Origin of the sequence: Aeribacillus sp. FSL K6-3256 (genome assembly GCF_037965805.1) — a bacterium.
In the GTDB taxonomy this organism is placed as follows: Bacteria; Bacillota; Bacilli; order Bacillales; family Aeribacillaceae; genus Aeribacillus; species Aeribacillus composti.
Genome location: NZ_CP150188.1, coordinates 2,821,838 through 2,843,500 on the forward strand (window position 1 = coordinate 2,821,838; position 21,663 = coordinate 2,843,500).

Below are 21,663 nucleotides of genomic sequence, written 5' to 3' on the forward strand. Positions count from 1 at the left end.
CTTCCTAAATGAAACGGAAAGCCACTATTCGCTAAAACCGAAGATTTCTTTTCTCTAGTTTAGTTTTTATGAAAAATAGATGAAATAAACCGAATCCTAAAAAAAAAGGCGACATGGCTGTCACCTTTTAGTGTCTTCATCTTTTCATTTATTTGTCCGGAGCCACTCATCAATTTGATCCATAATCGAAGCAAGAGCTTTTTTATTCGAAAATTTCGGTAGATCAACAAGCATAACCCGTTTGGGCGGTACAATTCCTTCTCCCTTTTTTTGCAAAATAAAGATGCTTTTTCGACTATTTTCCGATTTAAACATGGAGCGCGGGAGCTGCAACAGGCCTTGAATCACTGTATTTTCTTTTAAATATCGATTCAATTTTGGAGCTTCAGGCGTCTCAAAAAGATGGTTTGGTATAAGGAAAAACAAATAACCGCCTTCTTTTGTATAGCGGATGCTCTGCTCAATAAAAAGATGATGGGCGTAAGAATGGCCTTCATCAGCCTTCAATTCAAAATGCTTTGCGACGTCATGATCGGGATAATAGCCGACTGGCAGGTCGCACACCACCGCATCCACAGGGTCGATAAAAAGGTTTTTTAAGCTATCCTGATTATAAAAGTCAATAGAATGCTTCTGCAAATTTGCATTCACATAAGCGATTTTAACTAACAAATCATTTATATCGATTCCAATGCTTTCAACTTGCTTTGCTTCCAGTTGGTTTAAGACAGCCGAGAGTAAATTACCCGAACCTACAGCAGGGTCTAAAATCATTAAATTTTTTTCATCTTGAAAAAATTTTTGCACAAGATAGCCGAGCAATATGCAAACACTGTCAGGGGTCATTTGGTGGATTTGCTGATTATCTTCCTTTAATCCTTTTAAAACAGCGAGCTGAAAAGCTCTCCGAATTTCTTCATTTGAGTAGTGATCCAAATGAAACGTCCGGTATATATTGTTCAGTTTTTTACTTGTAATTTCGCTAATGGAATCTTGAACTGCAGTTCCGTGAAACAGGTTTTCTCCTGTGTTCGCTACCGCTTCAATGTATGTACAATTCATCTCGTTTTTAATGATTTCTGCCGTCTCATTAATGAGTGAAAACAGTTTTTCAACATTTGAAAATCCTTGCATAAAGGCTTCCTCCTTTAAGCTCGTCACATCCTTTCATTTTAGCGTTTCATTGTTTTATAAGCAAGAAAAAAAGGACCTTGCATCAGGTCCTTAATTTGCTGCTTTTGCAGCTTCAATCGCCGCTTCATAGTTTGGATGATTTGTCGCCTCGCTGACATATTCTACATATGTTACATTATCGTTTGAATCAACAACAAAAACAGCGCGAGCAAGCAGACGCAATTCTTTGATTAATACTCCGTACGCCTGTCCGAAAGAAGCGTCGCGATGGTCAGATAACAATTGTACATTTTCAATTCCGTTCGCACCGCACCAACGTTTTTGCGCAAAAGGAAGATCCATGCTGATTGTTAAAATTTTAACATTATCCAGCTTGGAAGCTTCTTCATTAAAGCGGCGTGTTTGTGCATCACATACGCCAGTATCGATCGAAGGAACAACAGAAATGATTCGGACCTGCCCTTTTGTATCAGCTAAAGTAACTTCCGACAAATCATTCGCAAGCACTTTGAAATCAGGCGCTTTATCTCCAACCTTCACTTCATTTCCTAAAAGAGTTACCGGATTTCCTTTAAATGTTACGTTCGCCATTTTATCCCCTCCAAATCTATGTATAGTTTAACTATAGCTTGTTTTTGTAGACTTTTCAAAGAAAAAGTGTTTGAAAATTTCAAAAAGCTGCCAAAGCAGCTTTAAATGTCAAAATCAATTTTTTCTTTTTCATTGTTATCGTCTTGTATATGTTTTTTCTTTCGAAACAGTTCTTGAATTTTTTCTACCGTTTGAGGGGTTGCATCTAAAATTTTTTCATAAAGATGGGTATTTTCATCTAAATGAAGAATTTTGATTCCATTTGTTCCAACAATAAGAAATGCAATTGGCGTAATCGATACACCGCCTCCGCTTCCTCCGCCGAAAGGAAGTTTTCCTTTTTCACCTGTAGTGCTGCTTCCATAAGGACCGCTTGAATGTTTTTCACCTGTCGGTCCGTAAAATTCACTGCCACCTGCCGCAAATCCGAATCCCACTTTTGAAACGGTTAGTATAACACTCCCATCAGGAGTTTCAACTGGATCGCCAATTATGGTATTGACATCGATCATTTGCTGCAAGTTTTCCATTGCCGTTTTCATTAACCCTTGAATCGGATGATCGCTCATACTTTTGCCTCCTCTAAACTATGTTCATTCTTCTTGTTTTTCTTGGCAAACGGTAAGTTTCGCCATAATGCTGTTTTTGATCTCGACCATTTTACGAGACGCAATCCTGCTATGATAGCATTCCCAAGTCGGAATTGCATCATACATACAAATGTCGTTTTCAAAACCATTCGGTTGAAATTAGGAAAGATTGAAACAACTGGATAACCTTTTAATGTAAAGTATCGGGAAGCGAAATAAATAATAGAGCTTTTCATCCCCCATAGTGTACCCGCCGACATTCCTGTTGAGGCAGCTTCTCCCGTTCCGATTTCAGTACGCCACTCCCATTTCACAATCCGAACCTTCTTCAAAAATTTCCGAATAATAAAGGAAAAGTGGATAACATTTTCCAATATTTCTTTAAAATTTTGCAGCTTCTCAAACAGCTCTTCAGGAGTCACTTTTTCGGACGATTTTTGAGTTGAATGTTTCGTTTCTTTTTCTTGTTTATAAACGATATTTGGACCTTCTTGATCCAGTTTTATAAAAGGGATTTTGATTGTGTAGCGAATAAGGCCGAAAAACAATAGAAATGTCACTCTTAGCCGATCGTCATATTTATCGTGTTTATATGAAAGTACAATCGTTAATTTTGTCATTGCAACTAGAAGCACAAATATCAAAAATAGGACAAAGACTATTGAAAGCCAAAATGGCATAATTTCACATCCTTTCAGTGAACCATTATCACCTCTCTATAAAAAAATAAACCTGCCTTTTCGGCAGGTCATCTTGAAAACCGTTCATCATGAATAACTGTTGTATCGCTGAATAAATCGTGCAGTCCTTGTTTCTTTTTTGTAAAAGCAACGATCAAATATCCAATCCACGTAACCTTGGAGATGTACCGTCCGATCCATTCCCTGAAGAAAACATCGGTCCATGTAAGCTTATCATTTTTTAAAGATATAACACGCAGGCCAAAAACCATTTTCCCGAGCGTTTGTCCTAAAAACTTCGTCATAAGAATAAAGTAGGAAAAGAAAAACAAGGCGCTTAAAATTCGATAAGGTGAAAAAATAAAATCGCTTTTTTCCAATCCGATCAGTAAAAAAAGCGGATTGGCAACAATTCGGATGACGCTTGAAACAACAATGAGGTCAAGCAAGTATGCCCAAAACCGCATCCAAAATCCCGCAAAGTGATAAGAGATGTCTGTTTGAACCTCACGCTTTTGTTCAATTTGATTTATTTCTTCAAATGTTCCATCCATGTTGGCACCTCCTACTCCGAATATAAATACATCAGGCGGGGAGAATTCGGTTGTGAAAACAATTTGTATAGTCCCTGCATTTCCAGATCTTTAGAGATCACCTTCCCAGCCATCATGGAAAGGAACGATTCAAATCCAAAGCTCGATTTATATTTGAATACATATGGATCTGATAAGTCTAAGTCTTTTTTCATCATTTCCACCGCATCATCAAAATAGCCTAGCTCGTCAACTAAATGGAGCTGCTTCGCCTGCCGGCCGTCATAAATTCGTCCATCGGCAATTTTCCGCACTTCCCCTTCATCCATCTTTCTTCCTTGCGAGATTACGTCTACAAAGCCTTCATAAGCGTTATTCACCATTTTTTGAAGAATTTCTCTTTCCTCTTTTGTCATATCTCTTGTTGAAGAAAAAATGTCTTTATATGGACCGCTTTTGATCGTTTCTACTTTCACCCCAAAGTTTTTTGCCAATTCACTGTAGTTTATTCCTTGCATAATGACCCCTAGCGAGCCTGTCATCGTATCCGGTGCTGCAATAATTTTATCGGCAGGAGTTGAAATATAATATCCTCCTGAAGCTGCCATGGTTCCCATCGAAACATAAATCGGCTTTTTCGCCTTTTCTTTAACTTCCATTAGTTTTTTATGAATTTCTGCACTTTCCACTACTCCCCCGCCAGGAGAGTTGACTCGCAAAATTATTCCTTTTACGCTTTTATCCTCGCCGGCCTTTTCAATCAATTTCAAAAATTCTTTATGATTGTAGCCTTCACTGGCAAAAATCGATGTAACATCTTCTCCCGTATCTTGAATCACTCCATTTACTTCCAGCACCGCAATTTTTTCATCCGGCATTCCTTCTTCAAGGACTTCCTCGGAAAACTGCGATTCAAAAAAATTCTCAGACAATTTTTCTGCATTTGAAACAGCCATAGAAGTAAAGCTAATGATCATCGAAAAAACAAATAATGCTGCGGCAATTCCTAACGCAGCCCACCTTTTTCCACTCAAGATGTTTACCTCCTTGATTCAATTTCACCTTTTTTGACATGTTCCATTATAAAAATGTTAAACTATATATCATAGTGTATTTTAACATTTATTTATATAATTGTGGAGAATCTTCCAAAAAGAGGAGGTTTTTTTGATGGATCCACGCCGAAATATCTACTTCTTTTACAAACATAGCGATCACCTTGAACAGAAAATAGCTTCGTTGATTGACTTGGCGAAGCAGTATGATTTTCGTCCTGTTGAAGATTGGAGACATGCGAACATTATCGTAGCAATCGGAGGGGACGGAACATTTTTGCAAGCGGTTAGAAAAACGCAATTTCGCGACGACTGTCTGTACATAGGCATCGCAACTGAAGGGCATATCAGTTTTTATTGTGATTTCCATATAGATCAAAAAGACAAATTAGTTGAAGCTTTTCAGCTGGAAAAGGTCGAGGTAAGAAGATATCCAACCATCGATGTCACCGTCGACCATGAAGTAAAGATTTCCTGCTTAAATGAATGCAGTGTCAGATCAGCAATTATTAAAACATTTGTTCTGGATGTATTTATTGATGATATGCATTTTGAAACGTTCCGAGGCGACGGAATGATTATTGCCACTCCAACAGGGAGCACAGCCTACAATAAATCTGTGAAGGGAGCTGTCGTCGATCCGCTCATAGACTGTTTACAAGTAACTGAACTTGCATCTTTGAACAATAATCTATATCGGACGTTAGGATCCTCTTTTATTTTAAGCGGAAATCGAAAGCTTACATTAAAAGTAGTGCAGGACGGCAACGATTATCCGATTATCGGAATGGACAACGAAGCTCTAAGCATTCGTCATGTCAACCAGCTGGATATTGAATTAGGAAAGAAAAAAATTAAAACTGTTAAATTAAAAGATAATTCTTTCTGGGATAAAGTGAAAAGAACCTTTTTATAAAATGAAAATGAGCGAAAAGGATCACCTTTTCGCTCAAAAGCCAAAATATTCATTTATTGAAATGTTCCGCCACCGCCAGATAGTTGCTGCTGAGCAAAAGATACAAGCCGCTTTGTAATTTCTCCTCCAACGGAGCCGTTCGCGCGGGATGTAGTATCAGGACCTAAGTTTACACCGAATTCTGATGCGATTTCAGTTTTTAATTGCTCAAGTGCTTGTTCAGCACCAGGAACTAAAATTTGGTTAGAGTTGCTAGATCTGTTTTGAGCCATGTGTCATTCACCTCCTTGTGGATATAGAATGTGAAAAAACACATGGCTTCATGCATAAAACGAAATGGTAATTGTTTTGAACTTGTGGAATATTATAGTAAATTTTCAAAATCCTCTTCTATTTTTTCTTGTATATCATGTTTTCTTGGAAATTCAATTGTTACTGTTTCCTCAATCGCCTTCTGAATGAGAGGTTGAAAATCTACATAGCTTTCAAGCTTTAATATTTTCTCCCTTTTCGGCTTCGTTTTCGGTGAAGCTGGTGTAAAAATAGTACAGCAGTCTTCATAAGGTCTGTTTGAAATCTCAAACGTATCAATTTTTTCGGCAATTTCAATGATTTCATTTTTATCCATTGAAATTAAAGGTCTCAGTATAGGAGTTGTCGTCACTTCATTAATAGCATACATGCTCTCAAGCGTTTGGCTTGCTACCTGCCCTAGACTTTCGCCTGTTACAATGGCTAAGGCGCCTCGGTTTTTCCGAATTTCATCGGCAATTTTTAACATCATTCTTCTAGTCGATGTCATTGTATAATTTTCTAATATTTTTTGCTGAATGGTCACTTGAATTTCTGTAAACGGAACGATGTGAAGCACGATTTTGCCGCCAAATTCGGTTAATTTTTCTACGAGATCCATAACCTTTTGCTTCGCTCTTTCATTCGTATATGGAGGGCTGAAGAAATGGATCGCTTCAATCTCCAAGCCTCTTTTCATTGACAAATACCCAGCGACAGGGCTGTCAATTCCTCCAGAAAGCATCAGCATCGCCTTTCCGCTTGAACCAACCGGAAGCCCTCCCGCCCCTTTAAAATCTTTGCACATTATATATGTGGCATGCGGACGGACCTCTACGCGCACGTTTATGTCCGGATGATGAACATCTACTTTCAAACCGTCAGTATGAATAAGTATATGCCGGCCAATTTCATAATTGAGTTGGTCTGAAGTTAACGGAAACGATTTATCTGCTCTTTTGGCCGACACTTTAAAAGTGTCTCCGTTTTTATACAATTGCTTGACTGCCTGTAAAGCCGTGTCCTTTATGGCTTCGATGTCGCTTTTCGTTCTGATTGCCAAACTGAAGGACTGTATGCCAAAAACTGTTTGCAATTTTTCCGCTACCTTTTCCCCGTCTTCTCCATTTAATTTGATGAAAAGACGATCTCTGTTCGCTGTATACTCTAAAGACGAAAAGGAAGACAATGCAAGTTTTATATTGTTCTTCAAATGGTTAATAAAATGTTTGCGATTTTTTCCCTTTAAAGACATTTCACCATATCTGACTAAAATATGATCATATTGCATGTTTATAACCCCATTATATTTTTTAATTTTTGTATAGATGATGGCAGGACGTCAATCAACGGCTTGACATCATCGATCGTCTGCCCAATTGAAAGGCTTATGCGGATGGCGCTTTCGGTGATGCTGCTTTTTTTGCCCATCGCCTTCAATACTTTGCTTTCTCCCTTTTTCCTTGAAGAACAAGCTGAAGTAGTGGAGACATAAATATTCTCCTCTTCAAGCATATGAACTAAAACTTCCGCTTTTATACCAGGTACAGAAAAGTTGATAATATGAGGGGCGGAAGATTCCTTTGGTGTGTTGATAATAATGCCATCTATTTTTTCAAGCTCATTTATAAGATAGTTTTTCGTATTAATCAGACGATCGATCTTCTCTTCATAGTCGTTGAATGCCAGCCTTAAACCTTTCGCTAGGGACACGCTGCCCGCTAAATTTTCGGTGCCTGATCTAATGCTTGCTTCCTGGCCACCCCCTGATAAAAGAGTGAGAATTGGTGTATTTTTTCTAATGTACAACACTCCTGTACCGTTTAGGGCATGAAATTTATGGCCAGATATTGTACATAAATCAATTCCCGCTTTTTTTATATTTAAAGGAACCTTCCCGACTCCTTGCACGTGATCGACATGATAAACGATGTTCGGATAGTTTTTAAGTATTTCGCCAATCTCTTCAATTGGCTGAATCGCTCCGATTTCATTGTTGACATGCATAACGGACACTAAGATTGTATCGTTACGTACAGCCTTTTGTATGTCAGCTGGAGACACAATGCCATTTTCATTTACAGGAATCCACGTCACTTCAAACCCGAATTCTTTTTCAAGCTGTTCAAATGCTTCGCTGACAGAAGGGTGTTCAATTACAGTCGTAATCAAATGCTTTCCTTTATGTCTTTGTGCAAAAGCCGCGCCTTTAATCGCCAAATTATTTCCTTCCGTTGCTCCAGACGTAAATATGATTTCCTGTCCGCTTACACCTAGCAAATCGGCTACTTGTTCTCTTGCTTTTGTTAAAAGTCTTTCCGCTTGAACACCCAAATGATGAAGAGATGATGGGTTCCCGAAAAACTTTTCCGCCACTTGCCGGTACGTATCAAGTACATCAGGGTAAGGCTTTGTAGTTGCACTATTATCCAAGTAAAGCATCGGTTGTATACCCCTTTGAATTATATTTTCTAACACTTTGCAATGCAATATTAACATAAGTAAATTGAAATGAAAAAGAAAAGATCATCACATAAACGGGCTCATTCAGACGAAAGCCTTTGTCCACGCACGTAAGCCGCTTTTTTTGTGAATTCAACAACGTCATCTTCGATCATCGTCGTCTTCCCGCATCCGCCGATCCCAAGCAGCGTGTAAAACTTCCCGCGTTCAATCTTAAAAACTGACATCATCAAGCACGACTAACCTATCGTATTCCTTCGTCACTCGCTTCACAAAGCGGATGATTTCTCCATCAATCGTTTCCTACTCCTTGCGCCGAAAATAAAATTTCATTTCTCTCAATCCTTTACTAGTGAGATCAAACTCTTCCTTATTCCTATCAATGACGCTTAGAACATGCACACAATAAAAAACTCGTTTCTCACTAGCATTACGCTAGAGAGAAACGAGAAAAAGCTGATTTTTGCCGCTGTTCATTATGCCATAAAAAGAGACATCGGCTCTATTTTTCAAAGAAGAACTAAAAATAAGCGCTCATTAGACGCCTATAGATCAAAAAGTTACGTTGTTCAAGAAAAGACTGCCGGAACACTGCCACAGCTGCCAGCAGGTTCAATAGTTTTAACCTGCTGATGATTCGCTTCTTGAATCCGTTCATTCATCATGTCCTTTAGCTGCCCTTTTTGCTTGCTCCTTGCCTGCCTGAGCTAAATCGGGAAACGTCAATCCTTGAAAAAAAGTTTTCATTGACTGCCTTCGTTTCTATTTCCTTTTAATGAAGGGGCTGTCTAATAAGTCGTTTTTTCGGGTTATTGACCCCTTTAATGTTTTAGAAACTTTGATATATCGGTGTTTATGATTTTTTGTTTTCGATGGGAGCTTGACTTTCTGGACAACTCCAGCGTATTACCGAATATTGCTTCAGCAACATGTTAAATGATATCCAAAGGCACTTTTTTACGAGGTTTTGGAAATGCCTCATCAAGTCGGTTCAAGTCTTCTTGGGTTAATTCAATAGCAGCAGCTTCAGCATTCTCCAGCACATGCTGCTCTTGCCCAGCTTTTGGAATAGCAATGACATCATTCGTGCGTATCGTCCAAGCAAGTGCAATTTGTAATGGTTTTACATTGTATTTTTTGGCAATTTCATTAACAGTTGGATCCGTCAACAACTGCTTTCTTAATGTACCTCCTTGGGCAAGGGGGCTGTACGCCATAATCGGTATATGATGTTCCCGGTGCCAAGGCAGCAGATCAAAATCAATTCCTCTCGAACCTATATGGTATAACACTTGGTTTGTCGCACAGTTTGATCCGTTGAGCGTGTTCCATAGCTCTTCCATATCGTCTGTGTCAAAATTGGAGACTCCCCATCTTAATATTTTTCCTTCTTTTCGCAGCTTTTCCATACCTTCGATTGTTTCTTCTAAAGGAATGCGGCCTCGCCAATGTAAAAGATATAAATCTAAATAGTCCGTCCCCAGCCGTTTTAAGCTGTTTTCACATGCAACGGAAATCTTGTCTAGTCCTGCATTATGCGGATACACTTTAGAGACTAAAAACACATCATCTCTGCGCCCTTTGATTGCTTCGCCGACTAAGCGTTCAGAAGCGCCATTTCCGTACATCTCAGCAGTGTCAATTACTTTCATGCCCAATTCTATTCCAAGTTGTAAGGCTTTTATTTCTTTAGCTTTCTCCTGTGGCTTATCTCCCATGTACCATGTTCCTTGACCTATACATGGAACAGTCGTGCCATCAGGCAGCTTCACTACTCGTTTTTCAACATGACTTCTTATTTCCATGATTTTATTACTGTCCAATAATCCCATCCACTCTCGACCCTTTCCGTTATATTGTGAATTTCCCATTCTATAAAATTCCGCTTTCATACCTTTTTGACTTCAAAAATATGTACGTGCTTTCGAAACTTGTTTTTAGTGTTTGTTTAATTGCTATTGTTTCCCTTTTACACCTTTATAACAAATGTGGCAATGAATTACAATAAAAAAGCCCTTCACAGCGGCAAGCGCCTAGAAGGGACAAATAAAAATAAGGAAAGGGCGATTCACAAAATCATCCGGCTGTGGAATTTCATTATCTTATAGATAACAAGCTCTGCAATTGTTCATGTTTGTACAAGTGGAGTTTCAATTTCTTATAGGTTTTCTCATGTTAAGTGAAAAAATATGCTCTCCAAACCGACATTTCGCACAGCATTATTGCTTCAACTCCTCATAGTTAAATAAAAATGCTTACTGACTATAGTCCAATATGGAAGCATGGGCAATAAAAATGCCCGTCTTTCAAACGAAGACAGGCATAAATCATAGATCTTTCAATTCATTTTCAACAAGCTTCTGTATTCTTTCCATCGCTTCCGAATCGATTTCTTCTATGGCAGCAGCCGCTTGCTCCAAAGATTTGCTGTATTCATAATTTCTGAACAACTGTTCAGCTTCTTTTAATTTTTTATCAAGGCCCGAATACGTGCTGCGGTATCGATTACCGTATTGTATTAATCTTTCGACTAAACAAACTTGGGCAATGATCTCATCTGTGTTTTCTTTTAATTGTTCGATGATGCTCACAGCATCGTTTAAATACGTTTGGACTCGATCCATATCGAGCGGAATTTCTTCAAGCGCATTGCTGACCTTTTCAAACGATTGCTGAGCAGTTTGTAATTGCTCCACGAAGCTTTCCGGAAGGCCGGGAATGTTGTTTTTTCGAATCGCCCGTTTAATCTCAGCCATCATTCGCTTTAGTTCTGCTAATTTGTCGCGCGCGTTTAATTCATCCTTTCTCAATGCCTGAAGCATCGAATGCCATTCGTTGTATTTTTCCTTTGCTTGATCAATTTGCTTATTAAAACTTTCCAGTTCCTCCTGTAAAACGGAATACGCAATATTGGAGTTCTCTATGCTTGCCAAAATATGCTTGTAATGATTTTTCAGTTGGTTCATCAGTTTATCCAACTCTTTTAGCTTGTCGACATCATCATTTGACAGCTGGTAGCTCTGCTGTACAAGACTGACTTGTTCTTTTAAATCATTTTTTTCCTCTAATAAAGATTGCAGCTTTTCCCCGGTTTTTTCCGCTTCTTGTCTTACATATTGGCTCGCATACACTTCCTTCTCAAGCATTTCGTAAATGTTATCAATCGTTTCTTTTATGGAATCAAGACCCATTTTCACGTCTTCTGTCTCTGCTTCACTTAGCTTCTTTTTCAAGCCCTGCATTTTTTCCTCAATATGCGAAATTTCTTTTTCCACTTCCAAATGCTCAAGCTTGTAGCCATCCTCGAGCAGTTTTTTATACCCTTCTTTCAATTCGGAAATCTCGTTCGGCACAATCATTTGACATTCAGTTAAAAGCTTTGGAATCTCCTCTACTTTTAATTGGAGTGCTTCAAGCTTCTGTTTTTGTTCATCCAAAATTTCCTTCGCTGTTACGTAATTTCCCGAGTTCATTTCCTCATCAAATTTTTCCATTGTATGTAACATTTCATACAACTCTTTTTCCAGCCGTTCATACGCAGTTCCAAATGTATGGCGATGGGAGAGCAGTGTTTTTTTCAACTCTTTTAGCTGTTGTTTGACTGCTTCACCTTCTGTCTTATTATTGCTTTCTGTTGCAACAAGATCGTTAATGTGCTGAACAATGCCGGCTATTTGTTCTTCTATTTCTTTTAAAACCGATTCAATATGTAATAAAACTTCTTTTGACTTTTTAAAGCGGTATTTTTCAGCATATTCCTCCGCTTCAAACAGAAGCTCTTCCACCTGCGGAAGCCTGCTAGTGACGATATCGTCCCAATCTTTTCGCCAGCGTTCAAACAATTCTTCTGTTTCTCCACTCATGATTAATTCTTTTACTTTGGACAGTTCATCTGTTATGGACTGATTCATAATGTCTATTTTCCAAGCTTCAAGACGGTCTACTTCTTTATAAATATTTTTTCGAAATCCATAACCGATTCCAAATAGAAGGAAAATCAATAAAATTAATACAATCACAACTTCCATTATGAGCCCCCTCGGTCCGTTTCACTTTCTTAAAGGGTATGTATATTTTAAACGACGTTGTCGAAAAAACTTTCAAAAGAAAATAATGTGTTCTCAATGTATTTATGATACCATGATAACGACATTTTTTGAGCAAAATTTTTAATTTTTTCACATAAATCTCGACAAACTTGAGGTGATTTCTATGAAAAAAGATGGACATGTTCACACCCCTTTTTGCCCCCACGGTACGGACGATTCATTTGAATTGTATATTGAAACTGCCATAAAAAAAGGATTTTCTGCTATAACCTTTACAGAACATGCTCCATTGCCGGAAGGGTTTGTTGATCCAACTCCCGATAAGGACAGCGCAATGCCCTTCAGTGATATCGACCGCTACTTGTCTATTTTGCTAGACTTAAAAAAACAATATAAACGCGATATCGATATTCATATCGGTTTAGAAGTAGACTATATTAACGGTTTTGAAAGAGAAACAGCGCAATTTTTGGACAAATACGGTCCTTTTCTTGATGACAGCATTTTGTCCGTACATTTTTTAAAATTAAATGGACAATATTATTGTGTAGATTTTGATGAACATACGTTTCAAAAAATGGCGGAGCTTTCAGGCGGCATCAATCATTTATACGAATTATATTATGCGACAGTATTAAAAGGGGTTGTTTCAGATCTTGGAAAGTATAAGCCGAAGCGGCTTGGACATATTACGCTAATACACAAATTTCAAAAGCTTTTCCAAGCCACATTTGATGAAAAGCCTTATATTGAACAGATTTTTGCTGAAATGAACAAAAGGGGGATGGAACTGGACGTCAACACTTCCGGTTTACGAAAAGCCTTTTGCGGAGAAATTTACCCGCCAGAGGATATTATACAAGCGGCCAAAAAACAAAGCATCCCTCTCGTTTATGGTTCTGATGCCCATAGCGCGAAGGATGTAGGCAGCGATTTTTCACTTTTTGAAAAAATGGTTTAGTCATTTGATTGTTTTTCGTTTTTCTGAAAAAGTATTTGTTCCAGCCATGAAACCAGCTGTTTACTATATTGCTTGACAAAATATTCTTCGTACGGATTAATATGTAAAACTTCATACATGTATTGAGGCTGTAAAAACGGCATATTTATTAAGCTTTTGAATTGTACTAAAAAATGGGGAATGTCTACTTGTTTAAATTGGTTCGCTCGCATCCCTCGTTCAAGCAGGTTAAGCAAATAATATTTTTCTTTCGCTAAATAAGTCATCATCACCTGGCGAATGAGAGTCGAATCAAGCGTTACTTCTCGGTGGACAAAACGGGCAAGCCGGCGGTTTTCATATTGATAGCGGAGAAGTTCTTCAACGATTGCCATAAGAGAGAGTTTTGGAGATTCTGTACATTTTTGATAGCATTGATCGATTACGTCTAAATAACCTTCATAAAACTTGGACACTAAATGTTCCAATAATCCGTTTTTTCCTTTAAAATAGTAAGAAATATGGGCGATATTTGCATTGGCCCGTTTGGCAATTTCCCTAACCGATGTTCCGGTGTAACCTTTTGTATTAAAAAGGAAAATTGCTGCATCAACGATATTTTCTTTCGTAACAGTGTTCGTTTTCGTTTGCAAGTGGATCACTCCTTTTGTTGATGGCTGTTAGAAGTTTTCTACCCGCAACGATATTTTCCTGCTATAATTTCTCGACAAAGTTCGTACTTACTTGTCATTTTGAAAAAGAAAGTGAGGAATTTCCATGTTTGTCGTCGAAAGCTATAATGGAACAAAAGAAGAAAATTATGAGCTTGTGTTAAAACAGCTTACAGCATTGATTGAAGGGGAAAAAAATGTCATAGCGAATTTAGCTAATGCATCCGCCTTGTTGAATCAATTTTTGTCAGAAATCAATTGGGTTGGTTTTTATGTAAAAGACGGAGATGAGCTTGTTCTCGGACCTTTTCAGGGGCTGCCGGCATGCGTTCGAATTCCTATTGGCAAAGGTGTATGCGGAACAGCTGCTTTCGAAAAAAGAACGGTGAGAGTGGCTGATGTAAATGAGTTCCCTGGACACATCGCCTGCGACGCGCGATCACAATCGGAAATCGTTGTCCCGCTTATTAAGAACGATGAGGTAATCGGTGTGTTAGATATTGACAGCCCGATTAAAAACCGATTTGATGAAATAGACCAAAGATATTTAGAAAAATTTACGAATATTCTTACAGAATACCTTTAATAGCCTTGTTTTTCAAACGCCGGAAGTCGTGAACAGGTGGAAATGAGCATTCAACTTTTGAACCCTTTCAAATGATATAAAAAAGGGTTCCTAGTTACGATCTGTCAAACGATTTTAACAAATCAGAGCAATACCTAGGAACCCTTTATGCTCTTTCTTGGTCTAAAACCGATACTTGATTTTTTCCATTGCGCTTTGCCTGATACAAGGCATCATCTGCTCTTTTAAAAAGAAGGGCAGGCGAATCATTTTTATGAGCTGCATCCCAATAGGAAACACCGCATGAAACTGTTACAGGCGGTTTCGTTGATTTCCGCACAGCTGAAACAATTCTGTTTGCCACTTCACATCCGATTTTTAAACCCACTTTAGGAAGATAAATGGCCAGCTCTTCTCCGCCCCATCTAGCTCCTACATCTTCCTCCCGTATGTTGTTCCTTATCGTTTTAGCAATTTGAATAAGCACTTTATCGCCTACTTGGTGGCCATACGTATCATTGATTTGTTTAAAATTGTCTACGTCTATTAAAATTAATGTGCCTCTTTGGTCTTCTTTAAACGATTGATGAACAACCTCGTCAAAATATTTTCGATTAAAAAGATTTGTAAGCGGATCTGTAATCACGAGCAATTCCAGCTTTTCCCGAAGCATGGAGTTCGTAAAGGCGAGTGTAGAATGAGACACAAGCGATTCCATTAATTTGTACATATCAAACGTGAAGGAATACGGTTCCTTACGCAGCACAACAGCAAATCCGATGATTTTTTCACTGTCGATCATCGGAACAGCCATTATTGATTTATAAACGGCTTCCCCGAGAATGGAATTGGAAATATCGCCAGTGAATACACTATTTTGCTCCAATATATTTTGTGCAACCCAATCAACGTAAGCCTTCGATTCATCTGAATGGAAAAACGATGTACTTTCTGAAAGCATGTTCCATTTTTTATTTTCATCAAAAATAAAAAAAGCGGCCTCATCTGCAGAAAATGAACGAAGCATTCTTTTAACCATGTATTTCATCGTATCTGAAATCCGCAAGTTTTTATTAATTTTTCGAGCCGTATCATTAATGAGCTGCAAATCGTTTACATGCTGCTTCGACTGTTCATACAGCTTGGCATTTTCCAGCGCTTTGCCGCCGGCCTTTGCCACTTTTTCGATCATATTGATTACGTCATCGATTTGTTCAATATGAAGTGGGATATGTACATCAATTAATCCATAAACACCCTGTCTTCCTGCAATCGGGACATAAATATAGAGCCCGTTTGACGAGCTTCTTACGACCATATCGCCTTTCAAAAAGGCTGTCATAGCTTCCTCATACTGATCTATTTCCTGCTCCAAATTTTTCACAGGAATTTCATGTCCTAATGAATAATCCATTGGCAAAATGAAATGGCATAATAGGTCGGGATACATTTGCCTCAAAGTGTTATAAAGCTTGTTTAACACTTCTTCTTCTTTCATAATGGAATAAAGTTCATCAGTTAATAAAAACAATTGATAATATTTTTCTTTAAGCGTTTTTTGCAAATATAATTTTTTTCCGTGAAAAAACATGGCAAAACATATTTTAGAAATTTTTTCTAGTTGTTGATTAGAAAGTTTGTGAAGTACACGGCCTCCTCTGAATTCCAACAGCATTTTTGGAGAGGATTCTGCCGAATACTGCAAAAACAATCGTCCTTTTTCTTTGTAAACTACAAATTGTTCATCGTCTTTGAAGCTAAATGATTTCGAAGCACCTTTTACATCGTCATTGCTCGAGTATTGGCATAAAAAAAGATTCGAACCGATCTCTTTCCAAATCGACACATTTTGAAGATTAAATGCTTTGATTAAAATTGCAAACATTTCATTAATAAATTCATCGAAATGCTGTCTGTCCGAATCATTCATAAGTAATCGGAAAAATAAGTTTTCAAAATGATCCCAATCCATACTCCACCACCTATAACCGGGAAAATAGACCTTATTACTTTAATAGTATTATAACATGAAGCACAATTTTTTTTGTGAAATAATTGGTATTTTTTTCACAAAAAATAGAAATGAATGTGTGAAGTTCGTCGGATTAAATATTCCTTTTCGCTGACAGCAAAGGAAATAATCTTGACACCGCTCATTTAAAATCATATAATGATCGTTGTGTAAAATATAGCAGCCTAAGGATTCGACAATTATGATTTCATTTTGTTCCTCAAATCTGAGGTGTACCGTGTAACTCTCTGCTGCTGGAGCGAAGGTACATGAAAACAAAATGTGCATAATTGAGAGAATCAGTCTGTTTGTATTTTACAATCGAAAATACAAAAGGAGGAGCAATATGTCTCGTTATACAGGTCCTACATGGAAAATTTCCCGCCGTTTAGGCATTTCTTTGAGCGGCACAGGCAAAGAGCTTGAAAAACGTCCGTATGCACCTGGTCAGCATGGTCCAGGCCAACGGAAAAAACTTTCTGAATACGGCTTACAATTGCAAGAAAAACAAAAGCTTCGCCATATGTACGGAGTTAACGAACGTCAATTCCGCAATACTTTCGTAAAGGCGGGCAAAATGCCGGGTATTCACGGTGAAAACTTCATGATCCTTTTAGAGTCTCGTTTAGATAACATTGTTTATCGTCTTGGCTTGGCTCGCACTCGCCGTCAAGCACGCCAATTGGTTAACCACGGCCATATTTTAGTGGATGGAAGCCGCGTGGACATTCCGTCTTACCAAGTAAAACCAGGCCAAACGATTTCTGTCCGTGAAAAATCCCGCAACCTTCAAATCATTAAAGAAGCGGTTGAATTAAACAACTTTGTTCCTGAATATTTAACATTTGATCCGGAAAAGCTTGAAGGAACATACACTCGTCTGCCTGAACGCTCTGAATTGCCTGCGGAAATCAACGAATCGCTCATCGTTGAGTTCTACTCTCGTTAATAAAATTAGATTGTATAATTCAGTATTTAAAAACCCTGAAACCCTTGAGAAGAAAGGATTTCAGGGTTTTTTTGTTTCAATTTAGGTTTGATCACAATTTGATCATAATGTATTATTTTGGGGCAAGTGGGGCAGCTTTTGGAGCTACTTTTTATAAAAATGCGGACAGATGCTGAATTATTTTTATATACATGAAAGTACCAAAATGAGATTTAGAGCCTGTGGAAATCCTTGAAATCGTATCAGTAAATTCAGATCTATCACGATTCATAAAATGTATGTGCATAGTAAAACGTTTTTATAACTTAAAATTTTCCCTATTTTAACCAATTCTTTTTACTCACATAAAATACACGGGACATTTGCTCTATTGAATTTAAATTGTTTAGTTTTGTGCCTGCATGCCATATCGTTGCAGAAAAAAGCTTGAAGACTCACTTCTTAAAACAAAAAAAGGAATTGAGCGCATAATGAAGAATATTTATATACGGCAATATTCTATTAGATTTAGTTGTAAAATCCCAATAACGAATGCTTTCACAGCTGGTGAAATAATATCGATTAATGATCTTCTAATGAAATAGATGCTGATACATCGGATGACGAAGCAAAATTTGAGGTAGGAATTTAGTTCTTTACTCAAATTTAAAATTAAAAGTTGATGATGAGTAAGAAATCAATTTTTTAAAGGGGCTGCCTGATGAGTCCCTAAAATGAAAGATTTGGGAGAAATACTACAGTAAAGGACAAAAATAATTGAATCAAATTTGTAAATGTCCTTCATAGAGGCAATGAACCCAACAAGAAGCAATTATATGTGCTGAATGTCCGTCAGAAAACTTTTGAAGAACCAATTCAGAAAGAGGGAGCATAAGAAAAGTCCTTCATAAGACTTCTGAAGGATATAAAAAGATAGAAAAAATGGTCTGCCCGATAAGTCCCTAAAATGAAGGGGCTCGAAAAAGTCAGTTAACCCTGACCTTTTGGACAGCTCCTTGTTTCTTTAAATATTACAGTATTTCACGCAGGTGGTGGACGATATATTGGATGATTTTAATTTGATTATATTCTTATGGAGAACTTCATTTGTTATTTCAATAATTACATTTATAATTGGTTTACTCCATCGTTCTTGGCTGTTTATGCTTATTAGTACTGTAACATTTTTACCAGTTGCATATTATTTTCTCGGTGCGTTAAACGCATGGCGGTTAGTTGGATATATACCAATTTTATTATTTTCACTTACAGTCCTGTTCTGGTTTCTTAAAAAAAGAAATAAGAGCGGAGAGAAAATAAAACGATAAGATCTTCCTCTTCAACAAAAGTATTTGAATAGATAAATGCAAAGATTGACCATAAAATTTGGCCAATCTTTTTTGCATAACCGTGTTATGAAAAAACAAGTGGAATATTGAAAAATCCAAGATTTAACATTCAATTGTCTTTCCTTTTCCCAAACCCTACTGCAAGTCCTAGAAAAATATACGCATAGGACAGGATGATTAATTCCAAAAAGCCAAATTTATGAAAAATAAGTGAATCCGGAGCTTTTTCATCGATATAATCCCCCTTGCCAACCATATAAACCCCGACCAAGAGATAGATCACAATGGATATTGCCAAAAATAATTTACCGAATATAGTAAAACGAAATTTAGAAACAACTAACGCAATTATCATCCAATATCCTAATCCAAGTAAGACTAAAAAAATTGAAATATAATATGGCTCGTAAACAGCCAATTCACTAATTTTCATTGTTATCGTTCTCCTTGATTCCTTTATTATGGATTACATCCTTATATCCCGTCTCCACGGCTCCAAATTCCTTGGGGATTTCCAATTTCAATTCTCTTTCCTTTTCCCAAACCCTACTGCAAGTCCTAAAAAAATGTACGCATAGGACAGGATGATTAATTCCAAAAAGCCAAATTTATGAAAAACAAGCGCATCAGGTGCCTCCTCATCGATATAATATCCTGTTCCTACCATATAAGCTCCGACCAATAAATAAATTACAATGGATATTATCAAAAAAATTTTACCGGAAATCTTAAATTGATATTTAGAAATAGCTAATCCTATTAAAAATAAATAACCTAAACCGAGTAAGATTAACAAGATGGTTATATATGTAGGTTCATAAACACTTGGCTCAATATTCATAATCATCCACACTCCTTCTTACAAACAAAAGTGCTACATCATCCTCTAAGTTTGGGGCATCGACAGAACCGATAGCTCCGAGCCCGCTTCTTGATCGTCTATGTCAATTTTCACTTCAAATCCATCTTGCCGAGAGATCACCTCTTCTCCCTTCTCCACAGTCGGAACTGTTTCTAAATCTTCAATTAAATCACAGGGCAATTCGTCATATAATCAGGCGATGATAATTGTCTGAAGATTACTTTGTGCATTTACTGGAAAACTCGTATAAAAATAAGGACAAAAAAGTGCAATGAAACCAAACAAATATTTTTAATTTTCATATAATTACCTATATAACTAGTATTTTACAATTAAAATAAAATTTGACAAGCTTTTCTTTATTAAAAACCCACTCCCAAAGAGGGTGGGATGCTATGGATGAAGGTTATTCTTGCACATGTATTGGACATGCACTGTTAGTATTTAACTGTAGATGAGTGAATTTCATTACATTTATTACCATCTTCAAAAAGTAAACAAAGATACCCTTATGCCACTCGTAACTGGTGTTTAATGGAATCTAGTGGCACTCCTCGTTGAGCTTCGTAATAAATAAACTCAATGAGATTGTGAATTTTTCTCGATCTCACACTCGCAAGACCGGTTGAAAAATCACTTGAATGTTCTGTCATGCAATAGATATACGTAAATTGTACGATGACCCAAAATCGTTTAATGCCTCGCTCATGTCGGGGCTGTCTAATAAGTCGATTTTCCGGCTTATAGACGTCCCTTTAATGTTTTAAAATGTTGATTTTATGATGTTTCGTTTTCAATGGATTTTGACTTTCTGGCCAGCCCCTAAAAGAATATGAAAGGTTCGCCAACTGCACTTCTCTTCCGGCAACCCTCAAATGGTTACTTTTTATCTCTTTCCCCGTGAACGGATCTATCTTATTTGATCTGTAACTATATCATCCTGTATTTGATTCCGTATATATTCTTCAATTACTTTCTTATTTCTTCCTACCGCATCCACATAAAAACCTCTGCACCAAAATTTTCTGTTGCCATACCGATATTTTAAATGTACATGTCTATCAAATATCATTAAACTGCTTTTCTCTTTTAAATATCCCACAAACGAGGAAACATTCATTTTTGGCGGGATATTTACTAACATATGAATTTATGAAGAAAGATACGAAACTTTATTTACTTTCCATATAAGCTGCGTTTCTTTTTCTAAAAAAGTTACAACCCACCCAAAATGATGTAAATGATCGGTAAATGTTACCTTATGATTTAGTGTCCATGTTAAATCCCCTAAATATCTCCAATAAAAAGATTCGTGTGGTCTGTCTACTCTTACCAATCTTTCTTTTTTTAAAACCTTATTTCCTTTTTGACGTTTTATTTCTAAATATATATCTACATAAGAGACTTCGTGTTCACATATAATGCTACATATATATCTACGATTAGGGCTGCTCTTTTTCTTATAGATAAATGTATTTTTGTAATTTAATTCTTTTATCTTGTTGTATATTTCACGAAAAATTTGCTTATCCCATCCTCGCTCATCAGCAAGTTTTTCCATACCCTCTTGTAACACTTCTAATACCATTTTCTTTTTTTCCAAGTCATCCGTAAGAGAGAAGTATTGATTATAATCCATTTCAACATAAACAGTAATAAAATCGGGTACCATTTCCATTTCAATTTCTTTCTCGCTTAATTTAGATAGATCCGGTACGCATTGAATGATAACCCCCTTTTCCCCATCTGTATGAATTTCGGGCAAAAGACGAGTATAAAGTGATGTAATACATCTTGTTTCATAATGAAAGATGGCGGACTTGCTTTGCCTATAATCGGTAAAGGGGCTTGTCTCACCAGTATCATAGTCAACTATTACAGTATGATCAAAATAGTTTATATCACTTGGAATAGAAAGTTGAATATCCCTTATAACAGTCATTTTTTCACTTCCTTTTATTAAATTTATGGACGATAGTGAAATGGAGGTGATAATTTGTTGTTAGGCTGGATTCTATTAATGTATTCCTTATGC

General features: G+C 37.1%; 20 protein-coding genes and 2 pseudogenes. 4 read left to right on the forward strand and 18 right to left on the reverse strand.

The annotated features are described in order from the left end of the window. Positions 1 to 144: 144 nt before the first annotated feature. The 6 genes from NSQ84_RS13585 to sppA all read right to left on the reverse strand — a co-directional run bounded on the left by NSQ84_RS13585 (position 145) and on the right by sppA (position 4,562). Positions 145 to 1,134, reverse strand: coding sequence for a class I SAM-dependent methyltransferase (locus tag NSQ84_RS13585; RefSeq protein ID WP_144597838.1), 990 nt, complete (start codon positions 1,132 to 1,134; stop codon positions 145 to 147). 90 nt (positions 1,135 to 1,224) lie between these two features. Next, positions 1,225 to 1,725 carry a thiol peroxidase gene (tpx, locus tag NSQ84_RS13590; protein ID WP_063387376.1) on the reverse strand — a complete coding sequence of 167 codons (501 nt, stop codon included), beginning with the start codon at positions 1,723 to 1,725 and terminating at the stop codon, positions 1,225 to 1,227. 101 nt (positions 1,726 to 1,826) lie between these two features. Then, entirely contained in the window at positions 1,827 to 2,294 is a 468-nt protein-coding gene (gene ytfJ / locus NSQ84_RS13595) for a GerW family sporulation protein (RefSeq protein WP_063387375.1), read from the reverse strand. Next, entirely contained in the window at positions 2,291 to 2,995 is a 705-nt protein-coding gene (locus NSQ84_RS13600; RefSeq protein WP_339211987.1) for a DUF2953 domain-containing protein, read from the reverse strand. The genes ytfJ and NSQ84_RS13600 overlap by 4 nt, the downstream gene beginning before the upstream one ends. Positions 2,996 to 3,063: 68 nt before the next feature. After that, positions 3,064 to 3,549 carry an RDD family protein gene (locus tag NSQ84_RS13605; RefSeq protein WP_063387373.1) on the reverse strand — a complete coding sequence of 162 codons (486 nt, stop codon included), beginning with the start codon at positions 3,547 to 3,549 and terminating at the stop codon, positions 3,064 to 3,066. 11 nt (positions 3,550 to 3,560) lie between these two features. After that, positions 3,561 to 4,562, reverse strand: coding sequence for a signal peptide peptidase SppA (gene sppA, locus NSQ84_RS13610; protein ID WP_063387372.1), 1,002 nt, complete (start codon positions 4,560 to 4,562; stop codon positions 3,561 to 3,563). A gap of 136 nt (positions 4,563 to 4,698) precedes the next feature. Between sppA and NSQ84_RS13615 the strand changes: the two genes are divergently transcribed. After that, on the forward strand, positions 4,699 to 5,499 hold the full coding sequence (locus NSQ84_RS13615) for an NAD kinase (protein WP_094246343.1): 801 nt from the start codon (positions 4,699 to 4,701) through the stop codon (positions 5,497 to 5,499). A gap of 53 nt (positions 5,500 to 5,552) precedes the next feature. Here the strand turns inward: NSQ84_RS13615 and NSQ84_RS13620 are convergent, their stop codons facing one another. The 6 genes and pseudogenes from NSQ84_RS13620 to ezrA all read right to left on the reverse strand — a co-directional run bounded on the left by NSQ84_RS13620 (position 5,553) and on the right by ezrA (position 12,281). Further along, positions 5,553 to 5,771 carry an alpha/beta-type small acid-soluble spore protein gene (locus NSQ84_RS13620; protein WP_063387370.1) on the reverse strand — a complete coding sequence of 73 codons (219 nt, stop codon included), beginning with the start codon at positions 5,769 to 5,771 and terminating at the stop codon, positions 5,553 to 5,555. 92 nt (positions 5,772 to 5,863) lie between these two features. After that, a complete protein-coding gene (thiI, locus tag NSQ84_RS13625; RefSeq protein ID WP_066247844.1) occupies positions 5,864 to 7,081 on the reverse strand; it encodes a tRNA uracil 4-sulfurtransferase ThiI in 1,218 nt (405 codons plus the stop codon). Between the two features lie 2 nt (positions 7,082 to 7,083). Continuing rightward, positions 7,084 to 8,232 carry a cysteine desulfurase family protein gene (locus tag NSQ84_RS13630; RefSeq protein ID WP_117017221.1) on the reverse strand — a complete coding sequence of 383 codons (1,149 nt, stop codon included), beginning with the start codon at positions 8,230 to 8,232 and terminating at the stop codon, positions 7,084 to 7,086. A 170-nt stretch (positions 8,233 to 8,402) separates the two neighbouring features. Further along, positions 8,403 to 8,550 (reverse strand): annotated as a pseudogene (locus tag NSQ84_RS13635) (ATP-binding cassette domain-containing protein); the annotation flags it as partial. Positions 8,551 to 9,185: 635 nt separating this feature from the next. Beyond that, positions 9,186 to 10,085 (reverse strand): aldo/keto reductase, encoded by a 900-nt coding sequence (locus tag NSQ84_RS13640; RefSeq protein ID WP_094246540.1) that lies wholly within the window; start codon positions 10,083 to 10,085, stop codon positions 9,186 to 9,188. Between the two features lie 495 nt (positions 10,086 to 10,580). Further along, positions 10,581 to 12,281 (reverse strand): septation ring formation regulator EzrA, encoded by a 1,701-nt coding sequence (ezrA, locus tag NSQ84_RS13645; protein ID WP_327873804.1) that lies wholly within the window; start codon positions 12,279 to 12,281, stop codon positions 10,581 to 10,583. Between the two features lie 184 nt (positions 12,282 to 12,465). On the opposite strand from ezrA, the gene hisJ reads away from it, so the two are divergent. Beyond that, on the forward strand, positions 12,466 to 13,263 hold the full coding sequence (gene hisJ, locus NSQ84_RS13650) for a histidinol-phosphatase HisJ (protein ID WP_063387365.1): 798 nt from the start codon (positions 12,466 to 12,468) through the stop codon (positions 13,261 to 13,263). On the opposite strand, the gene refZ is transcribed toward hisJ, so the two are convergent. Then, a complete protein-coding gene (gene refZ, locus NSQ84_RS13655; protein WP_063387364.1) occupies positions 13,260 to 13,895 on the reverse strand; it encodes a forespore capture DNA-binding protein RefZ in 636 nt (211 codons plus the stop codon). The two genes, hisJ and refZ, sit on opposite strands and share 4 nt — an antisense overlap. A 124-nt stretch (positions 13,896 to 14,019) precedes the next feature. Here refZ and NSQ84_RS13660 point away from each other — a divergent pair, with 124 nt between their 5' ends. After that, positions 14,020 to 14,499 (forward strand): GAF domain-containing protein, encoded by a 480-nt coding sequence (locus NSQ84_RS13660; RefSeq protein WP_066247848.1) that lies wholly within the window; start codon positions 14,020 to 14,022, stop codon positions 14,497 to 14,499. A 145-nt stretch (positions 14,500 to 14,644) separates the two neighbouring features. Here NSQ84_RS13660 and NSQ84_RS13665 read toward each other — a convergent pair whose 3' ends face one another. Further along, positions 14,645 to 16,450 carry a sensor domain-containing diguanylate cyclase gene (locus NSQ84_RS13665; RefSeq protein WP_327873805.1) on the reverse strand — a complete coding sequence of 602 codons (1,806 nt, stop codon included), beginning with the start codon at positions 16,448 to 16,450 and terminating at the stop codon, positions 14,645 to 14,647. Between the two features lie 385 nt (positions 16,451 to 16,835). On the opposite strand from NSQ84_RS13665, the gene rpsD reads away from it, so the two are divergent. After that, positions 16,836 to 17,438 (forward strand): 30S ribosomal protein S4, encoded by a 603-nt coding sequence (gene rpsD, locus NSQ84_RS13670; RefSeq protein WP_063387361.1) that lies wholly within the window; start codon positions 16,836 to 16,838, stop codon positions 17,436 to 17,438. Positions 17,439 to 18,875: 1,437 nt separating this feature from the next. On the opposite strand, the gene NSQ84_RS13675 is transcribed toward rpsD, so the two are convergent. From NSQ84_RS13675 to NSQ84_RS13690, 4 genes and pseudogenes are all read right to left on the reverse strand, one after another. Beyond that, positions 18,876 to 19,199: a hypothetical protein gene (locus NSQ84_RS13675; RefSeq protein ID WP_144597833.1), complete on the reverse strand. Its 324-nt coding sequence runs from the start codon at positions 19,197 to 19,199 to the stop codon at positions 18,876 to 18,878. 87 nt (positions 19,200 to 19,286) lie between these two features. After that, complete coding sequence (locus tag NSQ84_RS13680; protein WP_144597832.1) at positions 19,287 to 19,613, reverse strand: hypothetical protein; 327 nt, start codon at positions 19,611 to 19,613, stop codon at positions 19,287 to 19,289. An 899-nt stretch (positions 19,614 to 20,512) separates the two neighbouring features. Beyond that, positions 20,513 to 20,778 (reverse strand): annotated as a pseudogene (gene tnpA, locus NSQ84_RS13685) (IS200/IS605 family transposase); the annotation flags it as partial. Next, positions 20,779 to 21,570 carry a hypothetical protein gene (locus NSQ84_RS13690; protein WP_130158291.1) on the reverse strand — a complete coding sequence of 264 codons (792 nt, stop codon included), beginning with the start codon at positions 21,568 to 21,570 and terminating at the stop codon, positions 20,779 to 20,781. Positions 21,571 to 21,663 lie beyond the last annotated feature (93 nt).

Coding starts and splice junctions, on each gene's coding strand:
- NSQ84_RS13615 (WP_094246343.1), top strand. CDS start 4,699: ATGGATCCACGCCGAAATATCTACTTCTTTTACAAACATAGCGATCAC.
- tpx (WP_063387376.1), bottom strand. CDS start 1,725: ATGGCGAACGTAACATTTAAAGGAAATCCGGTAACTCTTTTAGGAAAT.
- NSQ84_RS13640 (WP_094246540.1), bottom strand. CDS start 10,085: ATGGGATTATTGGACAGTAATAAAATCATGGAAATAAGAAGTCATGTT.
- NSQ84_RS13660 (WP_066247848.1), top strand. CDS start 14,020: ATGTTTGTCGTCGAAAGCTATAATGGAACAAAAGAAGAAAATTATGAG.
- hisJ (WP_063387365.1), top strand. CDS start 12,466: ATGAAAAAAGATGGACATGTTCACACCCCTTTTTGCCCCCACGGTACG.
- thiI (WP_066247844.1), bottom strand. CDS start 7,081: ATGCAATATGATCATATTTTAGTCAGATATGGTGAAATGTCTTTAAAG.
- NSQ84_RS13665 (WP_327873805.1), bottom strand. CDS start 16,450: ATGGATTGGGATCATTTTGAAAACTTATTTTTCCGATTACTTATGAAT.
- NSQ84_RS13680 (WP_144597832.1), bottom strand. CDS start 19,613: ATGATTATGAATATTGAGCCAAGTGTTTATGAACCTACATATATAACC.
- ytfJ (WP_063387375.1), bottom strand. CDS start 2,294: ATGAGCGATCATCCGATTCAAGGGTTAATGAAAACGGCAATGGAAAAC.
- NSQ84_RS13605 (WP_063387373.1), bottom strand. CDS start 3,549: ATGGATGGAACATTTGAAGAAATAAATCAAATTGAACAAAAGCGTGAG.
- ezrA (WP_327873804.1), bottom strand. CDS start 12,281: ATGGAAGTTGTGATTGTATTAATTTTATTGATTTTCCTTCTATTTGGA.
- NSQ84_RS13585 (WP_144597838.1), bottom strand. CDS start 1,134: ATGCAAGGATTTTCAAATGTTGAAAAACTGTTTTCACTCATTAATGAG.
- NSQ84_RS13690 (WP_130158291.1), bottom strand. CDS start 21,570: ATGACTGTTATAAGGGATATTCAACTTTCTATTCCAAGTGATATAAAC.
- NSQ84_RS13630 (WP_117017221.1), bottom strand. CDS start 8,232: ATGCTTTACTTGGATAATAGTGCAACTACAAAGCCTTACCCTGATGTA.
- NSQ84_RS13620 (WP_063387370.1), bottom strand. CDS start 5,771: ATGGCTCAAAACAGATCTAGCAACTCTAACCAAATTTTAGTTCCTGGT.
- rpsD (WP_063387361.1), top strand. CDS start 16,836: ATGTCTCGTTATACAGGTCCTACATGGAAAATTTCCCGCCGTTTAGGC.
- NSQ84_RS13675 (WP_144597833.1), bottom strand. CDS start 19,199: ATGAAAATTAGTGAATTGGCTGTTTACGAGCCATATTATATTTCAATT.
- NSQ84_RS13600 (WP_339211987.1), bottom strand. CDS start 2,995: ATGCCATTTTGGCTTTCAATAGTCTTTGTCCTATTTTTGATATTTGTG.